The 15,387-nt window shown below is 63.0% G+C and carries 14 protein-coding genes; 8 read left to right on the top strand and 6 right to left on the bottom strand.

From position 1 onward, the window contains the following. Nucleotides 1-17: 17 nt before the first annotated feature. On the top strand, nt 18-1,535 hold the full coding sequence (locus tag JHL16_RS34145; protein WP_246771252.1) for a DUF1254 domain-containing protein: 1,518 nt from the start codon (nt 18-20) through the stop codon (nt 1,533-1,535). Between the two features lie 7 nt (nt 1,536-1,542). Here the strand turns inward: JHL16_RS34145 and JHL16_RS34140 are convergent, their stop codons facing one another. Then, nucleotides 1,543-2,409, bottom strand: a complete 867-nt coding sequence (locus tag JHL16_RS34140) for a helix-turn-helix domain-containing protein (RefSeq protein WP_200189384.1) — start codon at nt 2,407-2,409, stop codon at nt 1,543-1,545. A gap of 136 nt (nt 2,410-2,545) precedes the next feature. Between JHL16_RS34140 and JHL16_RS34135 the strand changes: the two genes are divergently transcribed. Then, a complete protein-coding gene (locus JHL16_RS34135; protein WP_200189382.1) occupies nt 2,546-3,382 on the top strand; it encodes an N-acyl homoserine lactonase family protein in 837 nt (278 codons plus the stop codon). A gap of 28 nt (nt 3,383-3,410) precedes the next feature. Here the strand turns inward: JHL16_RS34135 and JHL16_RS34130 are convergent, their stop codons facing one another. The 5 genes from JHL16_RS34130 to JHL16_RS34110 form a co-directional block, all read right to left on the bottom strand. Continuing rightward, complete coding sequence (locus JHL16_RS34130) at nt 3,411-4,331, bottom strand: alpha/beta fold hydrolase (RefSeq protein ID WP_200189381.1); 921 nt, start codon at nt 4,329-4,331, stop codon at nt 3,411-3,413. Between the two features lie 111 nt (nt 4,332-4,442). Then, complete coding sequence (locus JHL16_RS34125) at nt 4,443-5,384, bottom strand: ABC transporter permease (RefSeq protein ID WP_200189380.1); 942 nt, start codon at nt 5,382-5,384, stop codon at nt 4,443-4,445. A gap of 4 nt (nt 5,385-5,388) precedes the next feature. Then, nucleotides 5,389-6,438, bottom strand: a complete 1,050-nt coding sequence (locus JHL16_RS34120) for an ABC transporter permease (protein ID WP_200189379.1) — start codon at nt 6,436-6,438, stop codon at nt 5,389-5,391. Beyond that, a complete protein-coding gene (locus JHL16_RS34115; RefSeq protein WP_200189378.1) occupies nt 6,428-7,945 on the bottom strand; it encodes an ABC transporter ATP-binding protein in 1,518 nt (505 codons plus the stop codon). Before JHL16_RS34115 ends, JHL16_RS34120 begins: the two co-directional genes overlap by 11 nt. An 83-nt stretch (nt 7,946-8,028) precedes the next feature. Next, nucleotides 8,029-9,036, bottom strand: coding sequence for a BMP family protein (locus tag JHL16_RS34110; protein WP_200189376.1), 1,008 nt, complete (start codon nt 9,034-9,036; stop codon nt 8,029-8,031). 231 nt (nt 9,037-9,267) lie between these two features. Between JHL16_RS34110 and JHL16_RS34105 the strand changes: the two genes are divergently transcribed. From JHL16_RS34105 to JHL16_RS34080, 6 genes are read left to right on the top strand one after another with little or no spacing between them, the layout of a single operon-like run. Then, on the top strand, nt 9,268-10,215 hold the full coding sequence (locus JHL16_RS34105; RefSeq protein WP_200189374.1) for a glucokinase: 948 nt from the start codon (nt 9,268-9,270) through the stop codon (nt 10,213-10,215). Nucleotides 10,216-10,269: 54 nt separating this feature from the next. Beyond that, a complete protein-coding gene (locus JHL16_RS34100) occupies nt 10,270-11,295 on the top strand; it encodes a LacI family DNA-binding transcriptional regulator (RefSeq protein WP_200189373.1) in 1,026 nt (341 codons plus the stop codon). Nucleotides 11,296-11,304: 9 nt separating this feature from the next. Further along, a complete protein-coding gene (gene xylB, locus JHL16_RS34095) occupies nt 11,305-12,756 on the top strand; it encodes a xylulokinase (RefSeq protein ID WP_200189371.1) in 1,452 nt (483 codons plus the stop codon). A 3-nt stretch (nt 12,757-12,759) separates the two neighbouring features. Beyond that, nucleotides 12,760-14,070, top strand: a complete 1,311-nt coding sequence (gene xylA / locus JHL16_RS34090; protein WP_200189369.1) for a xylose isomerase — start codon at nt 12,760-12,762, stop codon at nt 14,068-14,070. Nucleotides 14,071-14,093: 23 nt separating this feature from the next. After that, nucleotides 14,094-15,149 carry a sugar phosphate isomerase/epimerase family protein gene (locus tag JHL16_RS34085; protein ID WP_200189367.1) on the top strand — a complete coding sequence of 352 codons (1,056 nt, stop codon included), beginning with the start codon at nt 14,094-14,096 and terminating at the stop codon, nt 15,147-15,149. Nucleotides 15,150-15,158: 9 nt separating this feature from the next. After that, nucleotides 15,159-15,377 (top strand): hypothetical protein, encoded by a 219-nt coding sequence (locus JHL16_RS34080; RefSeq protein WP_200189365.1) that lies wholly within the window; start codon nt 15,159-15,161, stop codon nt 15,375-15,377. Nucleotides 15,378-15,387 lie beyond the last annotated feature (10 nt).

The raw sequence follows: 15,387 nt of genomic DNA, 5'->3' as shown, positions 1-15,387 counted from the left end.
CAAGGAGGAGCCCTGCCATGGACAAGCCAGTCTCGAAGATTGATGTCACACGGCGCAGCGTCCTGATGGCGGCGCCCGCCTTGGCGGCGATGCCGCTCGTCACCGCTACAATGCCAGAGGCCCTGGCCGAGGAAGCTTCGGTGCGGGTGCCTGTTTCACCCAATTGGGCCAGGGCCATGCCGCCCGCCCCCGACACGCGGGTCAAGATCACCGCCGAATATGCAAAGCATGTCGGGCGCGACGCCTATTTCTGGGCTTGGCCGCTGGTCAATATGTATAACCGCCGGCTGCATTTCGCACAGGTGAAGGAAATCGGCAGGTCGGGACCGCTGATGCAGGCGCCACTCAACCAGCTTGCCATGTTGACCGATTATGTGGCCCCCGAGGAGCGCTCCATCGCCTGTCCGAACCAGGATGTTGTTTATGGTATCGGATCGCTCGCCCTCGACGTCTCGCCAGTGGTCATCCAGGTGCCCGATTTCGGAGATCGATTCTGGGTCTATCAGATCGTCGACCTGCGCACCGACAGCTTCGTGCAACTGGGCAAGATGTACAATACCACGCCCGGCTTCTATCTGCTGGTCGCGCCGGACTGGCAGGGTGACGTGCCCAAGGGTATCACCAAGGTTTTTCGTTCGCCGACGAATACCGGCCTCGCCGCACCACGTATCTTCATGGACGACACCGACGATGATCGCCGCGCCATTCAGTCGGCGCTTACCGGCATCACGATGTATCCGCTTGCCGATTATGACGGTACGATGAAGAGCAAGGATTGGACGCATCTGCCGGAAGCACCGCCGCCACCGCCCAGCGAAGAAGAATCCCGCTGGGTATTCCCGGACAAGTTCGTCGACGAGCTGCCGCTGGTTCTCGCCGATGCGCCGCCATTGCCGGGCGAGGAGGCGCGTTATGCCCAGGTCCTCGCCGTGCTGGCCGCCGCCAAGGCAAATCCTGAGCTCAAGCAGGCGATGACCGACGGCGCCCAGGATGCCGATGAGAAGCTGGTGACGCCCTTGTTCCAGTTTCGCAATTACGGCCAGCAGCTGCCGCATCATTGGAGCACGATCTCGAATGAATCGGCCTTCGGCACCGATTATTTCACCCGCACCGCCGTCGCCAAGTCGAACATCATGGTCAACTCGCCCAACGAGACGAAATATTTCTATCAGGATTTCGATGCTGACGGTGCGCGGCTCAACAGCGCCAACCGCTACGCCGTGACCTTCGCCAAGGACGCGACGCCGCCGGTGAACGGCTTCTGGTCGCTGTCGATCTATAATGAGCATCATTTCTTCATCGCCAATCCGATCAACCGCTTTTCGGTTGGCACCAAGAACAAGGACCTCAAGCGCGCCGCGGATGGATCGCTCACCATCCATGTCCAGGCGGAAGCGCCGAGCGATCCCGACCAGCGCGCCAACTGGCTGCCGGCGCCGAAAGGCGACTTTTCGCTTTATGTCCGTTCCTATTGGCCGAAGGCGGAGATTACCGAGGGCAGCTGGACGCCGCCGCCCGTCCTCAAGGTGGCATGACGTCGGATCAGACCGCTTTGCGCCCGCTGGGTGAGGTCCCAAAACTCTCGCGGTAGCGCCTGGCAAAATGTGAGCGTGAGACATACCCCGCGGCTTCGGCGGCGCTGAGGCTCGAGGCGCCGGCCGCCAGGGCCGCGCGCCCGGCACGCAGGCGCTCGGCGCGCAGGATGGCGCGGAAAGGCCGGCCCTCCTGGGTGAGGCGCCGGCGCAAGGTCGACGCCCCGAGGCCGGTCGCTTTCGCGACCCGTTCCACGGTCCAGTCTTCGGAGGGCGCGCTGGCGATGAGCCAGGCCACCTCGTCACCGAGCGGTGCGGTGAACAGCGCCCGCGCCTCGGGCAACGGACGCAGCAGCGTCAGCACTTCCCGGAGACGTAACGTCTTCACCTCTTCGCTCATCGCCTCGGCACGGATCGTCGTCGCGGCATGGCTCAGCGCCTCGACCAGGTCCTCCGTCAAGGTGACGCTGAAGGTGGGTGAAATGGTCTCGCGCTCGAGTCTTTCGGCGAGCGTCAGGGGCGGCACGCCCTCGGGCAGCATCGGCACTTCCAGGATGAGTGATTCATAGATGCCGGTCTCGCCCGGAATATTCACGACATCCATGGGAATGTTGCGCGGCAGGATGATCACCGATCCGGGCCCGAAGGTCCGGCCCGCATCGCCGAGCCAGACTTCCTTCCGGCCTCTCAATACGATGCCGATCAGCGGATGCGGCAGCTTGATGGCGGCAAGCCTTTCACGCTCGAGCGCGCAATAGGAGAAGAGATTGTGGGCATGGGTGTGGACACCCGAGGCGGCAGGCGCCTCGAAACTTTTCAGCCGCGCGACAAGGCGCTGGCGCAGCCGGTCTCCGGTCGGAACATGGTGGATATTCATAGGCTGAGCTTAGCGCCGGCGGCGTCCTGAAAAAACCAGAGAGATGAGCGTTTCGGGCTCGAGCCTAGGCGCTTTCGGCCCATGTCTCCAGCGCCTTTCGGGGAGAGTCGCGGGAAGATCCCAAGGAGACTTGTCGATGAAATTCCTCTCTCTGATCCTCGCCGCCGGCGCGGCGGCTCTGTCCTTTGTGAATCCGGCCCGTGCCGCCGATCTGGAATTGTGGCGTCTCGACTGCGGCCGCATCGAGGTGCGCGATCTGTCCTTCTTCTCCGACAGTTTCGCCTATGGCGGAAAGTCGCGCAGCCTGACGGACAGCTGCTATCTCATCCGCCATGAGACGCAATTCATGCTGTGGGATACGGGCCTGCCCGCCGGCCTGATCGGCGCCAAGCTCGACCCGAAGGCGACGCTTGCACCCACACTCGCTGCCGATATTCCGAGCCAGCTCGCCAGGATCGGCGTCAAGCCGGAGCAGGTCGCGTTGATCGGCATCAGCCATAATCACTTTGATCATGTCGGCCAGGCAGCGGCCTTTCCCGGCGCGCGGCTGCTCATCGGCAAGGCCGATTTCGATGCGCTCAAGACCTCTCCGCCGCCCTTTGGCGTCGAACCGGCGCTATTGTCGCCCTGGCTCGAGGGAAAATCGAAGGCCGAGCCCGTCATTGGTGATTATGACGTCTTCGGCGACGGCAGCGTCACGATGCTGAAGATGCCGGGTCACACGCCGGGCGAGATGAGCCTTCTGGTTCGCCTGCCGAAAACCGGTCCGGTCCTTCTGTCGGGCGATGTCGTGCATTTCCACGAGCAGCTGGCGCGTCACGGCGTGCCGCCCTTCAACAGCGACCGCGGCGAGAGTCTCGCTTCGATGGACCGCCTGTCGGCGATCGCCAAGGAGCTTAACGCGCGCCTCATCGTCCAGCATGACGAGACGCATATCGGCAAGCTTCCCGCCTTTCCCAAGAGCGCGCGATAGCGGAGTGAAAGAGGAGGGATTGAAGGTGTCACTTCTTATCAAGAAAGGCACGCACCATTGTGACGGTCGCTTCTGGGTTCTCTTCCATGATCCAATGGCCCGATCCCGGCACGATACCTTCCTCCACATTCTCGGCGGCGAAGCGCATGATCGTGGCCATCATCGGGCCGAATGATTTTTCGCCGCCGATCGCCAGCACCGGCATTTTGAGCTTCCCGCCTTTGCTGAGAAATGCCTGGTTGTCGAGCGCATCCTGATCGAAGGCGGCGAACTGCGAGAAGCCTGAATGCATGGCGCCCGGCAACGCATAGAGCTTGGCATAATGTTCGCGCGCCGCTTCGCTGAAGCGGGTGCGGTCGGCGGAGAATTCGTTCCAGAAGCGATCGAGATAGATGCGTTCGCGCCCGGCCACGAGCCGTTCCATGTCGGGCCCGCCGAAACGGAAATGCCACAGCAACGGGTTCTTGAGGACCTCCTCCCAGGGCCCGATGCCGGGCAGCGGCGCATCGATCAGGACGAAACGTGTGACCCGTTCCGGATGCTGCGCGGCAAAGGCATAGCCCACCATATTGCCGATATCATGCGTGACGAGATCGGCCTTCTCGATTTTCAGTGCGTCGAGGACGCCGGCGACGTCGCCGGCCTGCGTCTTCTTGTCGAAGCCGTCGGCGGGCTTGGCCGAGAGGCCGAGGCCACGCAGATCGGGCACGACCACGGTATGGTCGCGGACGAGATCGGCTGCCATCGGCGCCCACATGTCGCCGGTCTCGCCATAGCCATGGAGCAGGACGACGGCCGGACCGGCTCCCCCGACGCGCACATGGATCGTGGTGCCGTTGGTGGCGATTTCCTGTGTCGTGAAGCTTGCCGGGAAAGGCGGGACCTGCGCCGCGGCGGGAATGGCAAGCGCCATGGCCAGGCTGACGGCGGTGACGAAGTGGCGGATCATGATGAACTCGTGCGCTGGGCGGGCCGCAATGGCGCGTCTTCTGGGGCAGGAGCTTAGGCTCACCCCACAATCCCCGCCAGCCCGCCGGACCGAATGGGATAGACGGTCAATTCATCTCTCACCTTTGCGATAGGGGATCATCAGCGCACGCGGATAGGAAGCGCGCCGCGACATGATGATGAGCGCCAGGATGGAGAGCGCATAAGGCAGCATCAGGAAGATCTGATAGGGCACGAAGGCGCCGGCGAGCTGCTGCAGCCGCAGCTGATAGGCATCGAAGGCGGCGAAGAGCAGGGCGCCGAGCAGCGCCTTGCCCGGCCGCCAGGAGCCGAAGACGACCAGCGCGATGGCGATCCAGCCGCGGCCATTGACCATCTCGAAATAGAAGGAGTTGAAGGCCGACAAAGTCAGGAAGGCGCCGCCGATGCCCATCAGCGCGCTGCCCGCCACCACGGCAAGGATGCGCACCTTGGTGACGTCGATGCCTTGCGCCTCGACGGCGGCTGGATTTTCGCCCGCGGTCCGGACCGCGAGGCCGGCGGGCGTGCGGTAGAGGAACCAACCGACGAGCCCCGCCGCGATGAAAGCGAGATAAGTGAGCGGCGTCTGGCGGAACAAGGCTTCGCCGAAGAAGGGAATATCGGAGAGGACGGGAACGGCCCAGGGCTGGAAGGGCTCGATCTTGGGCGGCGAGGTCACTTCCGGGAAAGCGAGGCGATAGGTGTAATAGGTAAGGCTCGCGGCGAAGAGGGTGATGCCGATGCCGGTCACATGTTGCGACAGGCCGAGCGGCACGACCAGGATCGCATGCAGGAGGCCGAAAGCCGAGCCGGCGAGTGCGGCGACGAGCACGCCGAGCCACAGGTCGCCGCCCTGATAGACGGTGAACCAGCCGGCAAAGGCGCCAACCGTCATGATGCCTTCGATGCCGAGATTGAGCACGCCGGCGCGTTCCGAGATGAGCTCGCCCAAGGTCGCGAAGATCAGGGGCGAGGCGATGCGGATGGCGGCGGCCCAGAGCGAAGCGGAGAAGAGCAGTTCGAGCGCGTCCATGGGTCTATTTCCAGCGCAGGCGATAGCGGGTGAACATCACCGCGGTGACCATGGCGAGCAGAGCGGAGGCCACCATCACTTGCGCGATATAGCTCGGCACTTGCGCCGAGCGGCTCATCGCATCGGCGCCGACGAAAATGCCGGCGACGAAGATCGCCGCGGCGACGACGCCCAAGGGATGCAGCAGCGCCAGCATGGCGACGACGATGCCGGCATAACCGAAGCCCGGCGAAAGATCGAGGGTGAGATTGCCCTTGAGGCCTGAGACTTCCGAAAGCCCGGCAAGGCCGGCGAGCCCGCCCGATAGCAGCGCCGTCTTCAGCATCACCCGGTCGACCTTCATGCCGGCAAAGCGCGACGCGCGCGGATTGAAGCCCACCGCTTTCATCTCATAACCGAGCGCGGTGCGGGTATTGATGACCCAGACGGCGACCGCCGCGACGAGCGCCAGGATGAAGCCGAAATGCAATCGCTTGCCCTGGATGAGCTTCGGCAATTGCGCCTCGGCGATCACCTTTTTGGTCTGCGGCCAGCCCATGCCCATCGGATCCTTGAGCGGACCTTCCAGCAGGAGGCTGACGAACAGAATGACGATGAAATTGAGAAGCAAGGTCGTCACCACTTCATCGACGCCGAAGCGCACTTTGAGGAAAGCGGGCCCGAGCAGCGTGAGCGCGCCCGCCAGCGTCGCGACGATGAGCAGGATGGGGATCAGGACCGGCGACGGCAGCGGCAAGAGCCCGGTGCCGAAGACGACGGTGGCGACGGCGCCCATATAAAGCTGCGCCTCGGCGCCGATATTCCACAGCTTGGCGCGGAAGGCGACCGCCGCCGCGAGTCCGGTGAAGATCAACGGCGTAGCGCGCGTCAGCGTCTCGAAGAGAGCGAATTGCGACCCGGCCGCCCCCTTCAGCACGAGGCCGAAGACGGAAAAGGGATTGGCGCCGCTCAGCGAGACGAGGAAGCCCGCGAATACGAAGACGGCGAGGACCGCCAGCGCCGGATAGGCGATGGTGATGAGGAGCGACGGCTTCTCGCGCGGTTCAAGCCGCATGGGCGTCTCCCTCGGAGAAGCCATGGCCCGCCATCATCAGGCCGAGCTCCTGGATCGTCACCTGCTGGCGGGGCAAAGGCTCCGAGATGCGGCCGCGATAGATCACCGCCACGCGGTCGGCGAGCGCCAGGATCTCATCGAGATCGTCGGAGATCAGCAGCACCGAAGCGCCGCTTTTGCGCGCTTGGATCAAGCGTTCATGCACATAGGAGACGGCGCCGATATCCAGGCCGCGCGCCGGCTGGCACGCCAGGATGAAGCGGGGGGCCAGCGACAGAGTGCGGCCGAGAATGAGTTTCTGCATGTTGCCGCCGGAGAGCAGCCGCACCCGTGTCGTGGGTGACGGGCATTTGACATCGAAGCCCTTGATGATCTCCTCGGCGAAACCTTCAGCGGCGCGCCAGTCGAGAAAGCCGCGTTTGTTGAAGCGCGGCTCGCGATAGATCTCGGCGATGACATTTTCGGTCACCGACATGTCGGCGACCAAGCCTTCGGCGTGCCGGTCTTCCGGAATGCGGGCGATGCGTTTCCGGGTGACGAGGTCGGGCGTCCAGCGCGCGGCGTCCTCACCGAAGATATGCAGCGTGCCGCTCTTGGGAGGACTGAGGCCGCTCAACAGATTGGCGAGCGCCGTCTGGCCATTGCCGGAGACGCCGGCCAATCCCAGTATCTCGCCGCCATGCAAAGTGAGGTCGGCATGATCGAGCCCGTCCGCCGTCGTGACCGCGCGGATCTCGACATGGATGTCGCCGTGCGGCTGCGGCTCGATCTTGGGCTCAGCGATCGGCCGGCCGACCATCAGCTCGGCCAGCTCCTTGCGCGTCGTGCCTTTCGTCGGGCGCTCGGCCACGAGCCTGCCGGCACGCAACACGAAGATGCGGTCCGAGACGCTCAGCACTTCGTTGAGCTTGTGCGAGATGAAGATGATCGAGAGGCCTTGTGCGGTGAGCTTCTTGAGCGTGGCGAAGAGGCTCTGGCTTTCCTGAGGGGTGAGCACCGCGGTCGGCTCGTCGAGAATGAGGATGCGCGCCTCGCGATAGAGCACTTTCAGGATCTCGACGCGCTGGCGTTCACCGACCGAAAGCTCGGCCACGGTCTTGTCGGGCTCGATGGCGAGGCCGAAATCCTGGGCGAGTTTCGTGAGGCGCTGGCGCGCTTCCGATTTGCGCGAGGAGAGGCGCCACGGCTTCTCGGTGCCGAGCATGATGTTGTCGAGCACGGTGAGATTGTCGGCGAGGGTGAAATGCTGATGCACCATGCCGATGCCGGCCTGGATTGCCGCGCGCGGCTGGCCGGGAGGCAAGGACTTGCCGAACACGCTGATCGATCCGTCATCGGCGACATAATGTCCGAACAGGATATTCATCAGCGTCGTCTTGCCGGCGCCGTTCTCGCCCAGCAAAGCGACGATCTCGCCCTGCTTCAGGTCGAAGGAAATCGCGTCATTGGCGATGAGCGCCCCGAAGCGCTTGCTGATCCGGTCGAGGCTGAGAACAGTGTCGGTCATGAGTTACCCTCGCCCGTCGTCAGTTTCCTCCTCTCCGGTAATCGGAGAGGAGGAAGCAGGAGAGGGCTTTGCGGGCCCTTATATCACGACGATTTCGGTTCCGAATCGTCCACCGCGACGGTGAAGGCGCCGGATTTGATCTCAGCCTCACGCGCCGTGACCTTGGTCATCACATCGGCCGGCACCTTGCCGTCGAACGTGCCGAGCGGGGCCAGGCTGCAGCCGCCATGTTTCATGAAGGAATACTGGCCATAGTCATCGGCCTTGAAGGCCTTGTCCTTGATCGCCTTGATGGCGGCATCGAGGGTCGGCTCGAAATGCCACAGCGCCGAGGCGACGACCGTTTCCGGATAATCGGCCTGGGTGTCGATGACATTGCCGATGGCGAGGATCTTGCGTTCCTTCGCCGCGTCCGACACGCCGAAGCGTTCGGCATAGAGGATGTCGGCGCCGGCATCGACCTGGGCGAAAGCGGTTTCCTTGGCTTTCGGCGGATCGAACCACGAGCCGATGAAGGCGACCTGGAATTTGACGTCGGGCTTGGTCTCCTTCACGCCGGCCATGAAGGCGTTCATCAGCCGGTTCACTTCCGGGATCGGATAACCGCCGACCATGCCGATATTGTTTTTCTGCGTCATGGCGCCGGCGATCATGCCGGTGAGATAGGACGCGTCCTGGATGTAATTGTCGAACACCGCGAAATTGGGCACCGCCGCATCGGGCTTGAAGCTTGAGCCGATGAGGAAGGCGCGGTCGGGATAATCCTTGGCGACGGCGCGCGCCGCGTCTTCCACCGCGAAGGCCTCGCCGACGATCAGCTGATGGCCGGCCTCGCAATATTCGCGCATCACGCGCTCATAGTCGGTATTGGCGACCTTTTCCGAGAAGGTGTATTCAATGTCGCCGCGTTCCTTGGCGGTGAGTGCGGCCTTGTGGATGCGGCTCACCCATTGCTGCTCGACCGGCACCGTATAGATGGCGGCGGTTTTGATCGCACCCTCGGCGCGGGCAAGTCCCGAAAATGATCCGATGACGGGCAGCGACGCTGCCGAAGCTGAGAGCTGCAGAATCTTCCGGCGTGACAGACGCATAGTTCCCTCCTCTGTTGTATTTTTACCAGTTGATCAAAAGCCTTCCGTACTGTCAATTGGCCGTCCCAGGTTGTTTGCAGCAAAATATTCTTTTGCCGCGCTTCCCGTCAAAGTTGCTCGACTTCGGCGACAAGGAAGCGCGCCAAAAAAGGGGAATAGAGCCTTCCCGGATATGGAATTCCAATTGGGAAGGCTCTATGGCTCCGACATGGGACGCGCGGGTGAGGCTGCATGGCGAAATTGAATCTGGTGGGCGACATTGGCGGGACCAATTCGCGCTTCGGCCTGGTCGAGCCGGGTTCGATGACGGTCACCCACATCGAGCGGCTCAAGAATGATGATTTCGCCTCATTGGAAGAGGTGGCCGCCGCTTATCTCGAGCGCCAGGGCATCGCCGCTCTGGGGACCGCCGCCCTGGATGTCGCCGGCATCGTCACCGAGGATGATTTCCCGCTCACCAACCGCGACTGGATGGTGCGCCGGGCCCCGCTCAAAGCCGCCCTCAAGGCCGACCGCCTGATCATCCTGAATGATTTCCAGGCTTTGGCCATGTCGCTGCCCTATCTCGACGCGGCCGATCTCATCCAGATCGGTGGTGAGGCGCCGGACAAGCCGTCGGTGAAGCTGGTGCTCGGACCCGGCACCGGCCTCGGCATGGCGTCTCTGGCGCCCTTGCCGCAAGGTGGCTGGATGGCACTGCCGGGCGAGCTCGGCCATGTCACCTTGCCGGTCGTGACCCAGGAGGAATTCGATCTGCGCGCGGCGATGACCGAGCCTGGCACCGTCTTCGAATCGGAATTCGCCATCACCGGTGGCGGCCTGCATCTCATCTATACGACGCTTGCCCGCATGGCCGGCCGCAAGCCGGCGCTGGAGACGCCCGAGGCCATTCTCAAGGCGGCGCTCGCCGGCAGCGACGCTGATGCGGTCAGAACGCTCGACCATTTCATCATCTGGCTCGGCCGCCTCGCCGGCGACGCCGCGATGATGATGCAGGCCCAGGGCGGGGTCTATCTGGCCGGCGGCATCGCGCCGTCGATCGTCGGGGAATTGCAGAAAGGCCCGTTCCGCCACGTCTTCGAGGAGAAAGGCCGTCTCGATCTCCGCCATGTGCCGCTTTACGTCATCATGGACGAATATCCAGCTTTCAAGGGCTGCGCCGCCGCCCTCATTTCCTGATAGGCGTACATCAAAAATTGACAAGATCGCCGCGTTCGGCTCAATTGCCCGGCGATGGGAAAAATCACGATACTCGATGTCGCCCAGTCGGCCGGGGTGAGCGTCGCCACGGTCGACCGCGTCCTCAACCGGCGCAACGGCGTGCGCAAGGTGACGGTGGAGCGCGTCGAATCCGCCATCCGTCAGCTCAATTACCAGCCCGACCGGCTCGCCGCCCGCCTCGCCCGCTCGCGCGATTACCGCTTCTGCTTCGTGCTGCCGACCGGCAACAATGTCTTCATGGTCACGCTGGGCGAGGAAGTGCGCGCCGCCGCCGAGCGCATGGCGCCCGAGCGCGTGGTGATCGACATGCGCCTGACCGACGTCTTCGACGGTCATGCGCTGGCCCACACGCTCGACCAGATCGGCGACATATATGACGGCGTCGCCGTCGTCGCCCTCGATCATCCGAGCGTGCGCGAGGCGATCAGCGGCCTGACCCAGCGCGGCGTCACCGTGGTGACGCTGGTCTCCGACATTCCGGGCTCGAAGCGTGTCCATTATGCCGGCATCGACAACACAGCCGCCGGGCGCACCGCGGCGAGTCTCTTGGGCAAGTTCCTTGGCAGCCGCCAGGGCGAGGTCGGCCTCATCGCCGGCTCCCTCGCGCTGCGTGATCACATCGAGCGCCAGTTCGGCTTCGAGCAGATCATGACGCATGAATTTCCGCATCTCTCGATCCTGCCGGTGCGCGAGGGCCGCGACGACTGGCAACGCGTCGAGGAAGTGACGACGCAGCTGATGAAGGAGCATCCCAATCTCGTCGGCCTCTACAATGCCGGCGGCGGCACGCGCGGTATCATCTCGGCGCTCGAAAAGGCCAAGCGCGAGCGTGATATCGTCTTCATCGCCCATGAGCTGACCGATCACGCCCGCAAAGCACTGATCCGCGGCACGGTCGACGCCATCATCAACCAGGATGCGGGCCACGAGGTCAGAAGCGCGGTGCGCGTGCTTCTCGCCAAGGCCGACAATGGGCCTTTGATCGAGGCGCAAGAGCGTATCCGCATCGACATATTCCTGCGCGACAACCTTCCATGAGATGAACCCATGTATCTCGGTCTCGATATCGGCACCTCCGGCGTCAAAGCGATCCTGATCGACGCCAAGCAGCGCATCATCGCCAGCACCACTGCGCCATTGAAAGTCTCGCGGCCCAAACCCGGCTGGTCGGAGCAGGCGCCGGAAGACTGGTGGAAAGCGTGCGGCGTCGCGGTGAAGGCGATCGCCAGGCAGAAGCCGAAGGCCATTGCCGCCGTCGAGGGCATCGGCCTGTCCGGCCAGCAGCACGGCGCCACCTTGCTCGACAAGGCCGACAAGGTTCTGCGTCCGGCGATCCTGTGGAATGATGCGCGCTCCTTCGCCGAATGCCGAGACATCGAGGAACGCGAGCCGCGCGCCAGAAAAATCGCCGGCAATATTCCACTCGCCGGCTTCACCGCGCCGAAGCTCGTCTGGGTCAAGAAGAACGAGCCGCGGGTTTTCGACAAGGTCGCGAAGGTGCTGTTGCCCAAGGATTATGTGCGCCTGCGCATGACCGGCGAGCACGCTTCCGACATGTCTGATTCCTCCGGCACCTTCTGGCTCGATATCGCCAAACGCGCCTGGTCGGACGAATTGCTCGCCGCCACCGACATGTCGCGCGACCAGATGCCGAAGCTCTATGAAGGCACCGAGGCGACGGGAAGATTGACCGTGGCTGTGGCCAAGGCCTGGGGCATGCCGAAGCGCCCCGTGGTGGCGGGCGGCGGCGGCGACAATCCGGCCTCTGCCTGCGGCATCGGCGCCGTCAAGCCGGGCGAAGCCTTCGTGTCGCTCGGCACGTCGGGCGTGCTTTTCGTCTCCAATGAGCGGTTCATGCCCAATGCGGCGCGCGCCGTTCATGCTTTCTGCCATGCGGTGCCGGGCGCCTGGCATCAGATGGGTGTCATCCTCTCCGCCACCGCGAGCCTCGAATGGCTGGCGGGCCTCCTCAAGACGCCGGCGCCGAAACTCACCTCAAGCTTAGGCAAGACGCTGTCAGGCCCGTCGCCCGCTTTGTTCCTGCCTTATCTCTCGGGCGAGCGCACGCCGGTGGCCGATGCGCAGATCCGCGGCTTGGTGATGGGCATCGGCCATGAAACCGATGCGAAGATTCTCACCCACGCCGTGCTCGATGGCGTCGCTTTCGCCTTCCGCGACAGTCTCGAAGCGCTGAAGGCGGCGGGCACCGATATCGGCCGGGTGATGGCAGTCGGCGGCGGCACACGCTCCGAGCTGTGGCTCAAGATCATCGCGACGGCGCTCAATCTTCCCGTCGACGTGCCCGCCGATGGTGATTTTGGCGGCGCCTTCGGGGCGGCGCGGCTCGGCCTCATCGCCGCGACCGGCGCCGATTTCACTGAAGTCTGCACGGCGCCGCGCATCGCGCGCAGCATCAAGCCCGAGGCCAAGGCGCGCGGCGCCTATGAAAAGGCCTATGACCGTTATGTCGAAATCTATCCAGCCATCCGGGAGATTTGATTCATGCGCTTCTATTCCGTGACCGAGCCGGTCAAATATGAAGGACCGGACAGCACCAATCCGCTGGCCTTCCGCTACTATGATCCCAAGCGCAAGCTCCTCGGCAAGAGCATGGCCGAGCATTTGCGCTTCGCCGTGTGCTACTGGCACACGCTGTGCTGGCCGGGCCTCGATCCTTTCGGTGGCGAGACGTTCCTGAGGCCGTGGCATCAGGCGGGCGACCAGATGGATCATGCCCGCCGCAAGGCCGATATGATGTTCGAGACGCTGCGCCTGCTCAATGTTCCCTTCTTCACCTTCCATGATCTCGACATCGCGCCCGAAGGTTCATCGCTCAAGGAGTTCAACCGCAATGTCTCGACCATTGCGAGCCATCTCCTGAAGAAGATGGACGAGACCGGCGTGAAGCTCCTGTGGGGCACCGCCAATATGTTCTCCAACCGCCGCTTCATGGCGGGAGCCGCCACCAATCCCGATCCCGACGTCTTCGCTTATTGCGCCGCGCAGGTGAAGCATTGCCTCGATGTCACCAAGGAGCTGGGCGGCGAGAACTATGTCATGTGGGGCGGGCGTGAAGGTTATGAAACGCTGCTCAATACGGATTTGAAGCGCGAGCTGGCCCAGGCCGGCCGCTTCCTCAACCTTGTCGTCGACTACAAGCACAAGATCGGCTTCAAGGGCCCGATCCTGATCGAGCCCAAGCCGCAGGAGCCGACCAAGCATCAATATGATTACGACGTGGCGACCGTCTACAGCTTCCTCAAAGCCAATGGCCTCGAGAAGGAAGTGAAGGTCAATATCGAGCAGAACCACGCCATTCTCGCCGGCCATACGTTCGAGCATGAGATCGCGCTCGCTTCGGCGCTTGGCATTTTCGGTTCGATCGATCTCAATCGCGGTGATTATCAATCGGGCTGGGACACCGATCAGTTCGCCATGAATGTGCCCGAACTGGCTTTGGCGCTCTACGAAATATTGAAAGCCGGCGGCCTCACCACCGGCGGCATGAATTTCGACGCCAAGATCAGGCGCCAGTCGATCGACCCCGACGATCTGCTCCATGCTCATGTAGGTTCGATGGATGCCTGCGCCCGCGCTTTGATCGCGGCGGCGAAGATGATCGAGGACGGCCGCCTCAAGGCGGAAGTCGACAAGCGTTATGCCAAATGGGACGAGCCGAAGAACCAGGCGATGCTCCACGGCAAGGAAAGCCTCGCCGACATCGCCGGCCGCGTTCTGTCGGAGAATATCGATCCCAAGCCGCGCTCCGGCCGGCAGGAATATCTGGAGAATCTGCTCAACACATACGTCTAAACAACAAAAACGGGAGAAACGGAATGGCGAAGAACATCAAGGGCCCGGCGATTTTCCTGGCCCAGTTTGCAGGCGATCAGAAGCCCTTCAATTCATGGGACGCAATCTGCAAATGGGCGGGAAATCTCGGCTACAAGGGCGTACAGATTCCGACCTGGGACGGCCGGCTTTTCGATCTCAACAAGGCGGCCCAATCCAAGACCTATTGCGACGATATCAAGGGCGTGGCCAAGAGCCATGGCGTCGAGATCACCGAGCTCTCCACCCATTTGCAGGGCCAGCTCGTCGCCGTGCACCCGGCTTTCGACGAGGGCTTCGACGCCTTCGCGCCGGCGGCCGTGCATGGCAAGCCGAAGGACAGGCAGAAATGGGCGGTCAAGCAGGTCATGGCCGCCGCCAAGGCGTCGCGTAATCTGGGCCTCAACGCCTCGGTGACTTTCTCCGGCGCACTCGCCTGGCCGTTTGTCTATCCCTGGCCGCAGCGCCCGCAAGGTTTGATCGATACCGCTTTCGCCGAGCTGGCGAAACGCTGGCTGCCGATCTTCGATGAATATGACAAGCATGGCGTCGATGTCTGTTTCGAGCTTCATCCGGGCGAGGATCTGTTCGACGGCGCCACTTTCGAGATGTTCCTCGAGCAGGCGAAGAACCATAAGCGCTGCAACATCAATTACGACCCGTCGCATTTCGTGCTGCAGCATCTCGATTATCTGGCCTTCATCGACATCTATCACGAGCGTATCAAGGCCTTCCATGTGAAGGATGCCGAATTCAATCCCGACGGCCGCCAGGGAGTCTATTCGGGCTTCCAGCCCTGGGTGAAGCGCGCCGGGCGCTTCCGTTCGCTGGGTGACGGCCAGGTCGATTTCGGCGCCGTCTTCTCCAAGCTCGCGGCCTATGACTATGACAGCTGGGCGGTGCTCGAATGGGAATGCTGTCTGAAGGACTCTCAGCAGGGTGCCGCCGAAGGTGCGCCTTTCATCGCGAGCCATATCATCAAGGTCACCGAGAAAGCCTTCGACGATTTCGCCGGCGGTTCGGTCGACAAGAAGCAGATCCAGCGGATGCTGGGAATCTGAGCCGGCGCCATGGGCCGAACGCTGATGCGCTATGCGATCACTTTCGCCGTAGTCTATATCGCGGGTTACCTGGCTTTCCGCATGATGCAGCAGGAAGTCTGGACCGGAGACGGGAAGACCTATGTGATTTTTCCCGAGGGCACCCTGGTGCTCTATTATTTCTGGCGGCCCTTGATGTATCTCGACGGCACGCTCACCGGCATGGCCTTCCATATCGGCCCGCACTGACCAGACATTT

The organism is Taklimakanibacter albus, assembly GCF_016595235.1.
Taxonomy (GTDB): Bacteria; Pseudomonadota; Alphaproteobacteria; order Rhizobiales; family Aestuariivirgaceae; genus Taklimakanibacter; species Taklimakanibacter albus.
The sequence above is the reverse complement of the archived record's forward strand: the minus strand, read 5'-3'. Positions and strand labels throughout refer to the sequence as shown.

Excerpts from the sequence above, each read along its gene's own strand:
- JHL16_RS34145 (WP_246771252.1), top strand. The coding sequence starts at position 18 with ATGGACAAGCCAGTCTCGAAGATTGATGTCACACGGCGCAGCGTCCTG.
- JHL16_RS34140 (WP_200189384.1), bottom strand. The coding sequence starts at position 2,409 with ATGAATATCCACCATGTTCCGACCGGAGACCGGCTGCGCCAGCGCCTT.
- JHL16_RS34135 (WP_200189382.1), top strand. The coding sequence starts at position 2,546 with ATGAAATTCCTCTCTCTGATCCTCGCCGCCGGCGCGGCGGCTCTGTCC.
- JHL16_RS34130 (WP_200189381.1), bottom strand. The coding sequence starts at position 4,331 with ATGATCCGCCACTTCGTCACCGCCGTCAGCCTGGCCATGGCGCTTGCC.
- JHL16_RS34125 (WP_200189380.1), bottom strand. The coding sequence starts at position 5,384 with ATGGACGCGCTCGAACTGCTCTTCTCCGCTTCGCTCTGGGCCGCCGCC.
- JHL16_RS34120 (WP_200189379.1), bottom strand. The coding sequence starts at position 6,438 with ATGCGGCTTGAACCGCGCGAGAAGCCGTCGCTCCTCATCACCATCGCC.
- JHL16_RS34115 (WP_200189378.1), bottom strand. The coding sequence starts at position 7,945 with ATGACCGACACTGTTCTCAGCCTCGACCGGATCAGCAAGCGCTTCGGG.
- JHL16_RS34110 (WP_200189376.1), bottom strand. The coding sequence starts at position 9,036 with ATGCGTCTGTCACGCCGGAAGATTCTGCAGCTCTCAGCTTCGGCAGCG.
- JHL16_RS34105 (WP_200189374.1), top strand. The coding sequence starts at position 9,268 with ATGGCGAAATTGAATCTGGTGGGCGACATTGGCGGGACCAATTCGCGC.
- JHL16_RS34100 (WP_200189373.1), top strand. The coding sequence starts at position 10,270 with ATGGGAAAAATCACGATACTCGATGTCGCCCAGTCGGCCGGGGTGAGC.
- xylB (WP_200189371.1), top strand. The coding sequence starts at position 11,305 with ATGTATCTCGGTCTCGATATCGGCACCTCCGGCGTCAAAGCGATCCTG.
- xylA (WP_200189369.1), top strand. The coding sequence starts at position 12,760 with ATGCGCTTCTATTCCGTGACCGAGCCGGTCAAATATGAAGGACCGGAC.
- JHL16_RS34085 (WP_200189367.1), top strand. The coding sequence starts at position 14,094 with ATGGCGAAGAACATCAAGGGCCCGGCGATTTTCCTGGCCCAGTTTGCA.
- JHL16_RS34080 (WP_200189365.1), top strand. The coding sequence starts at position 15,159 with ATGGGCCGAACGCTGATGCGCTATGCGATCACTTTCGCCGTAGTCTAT.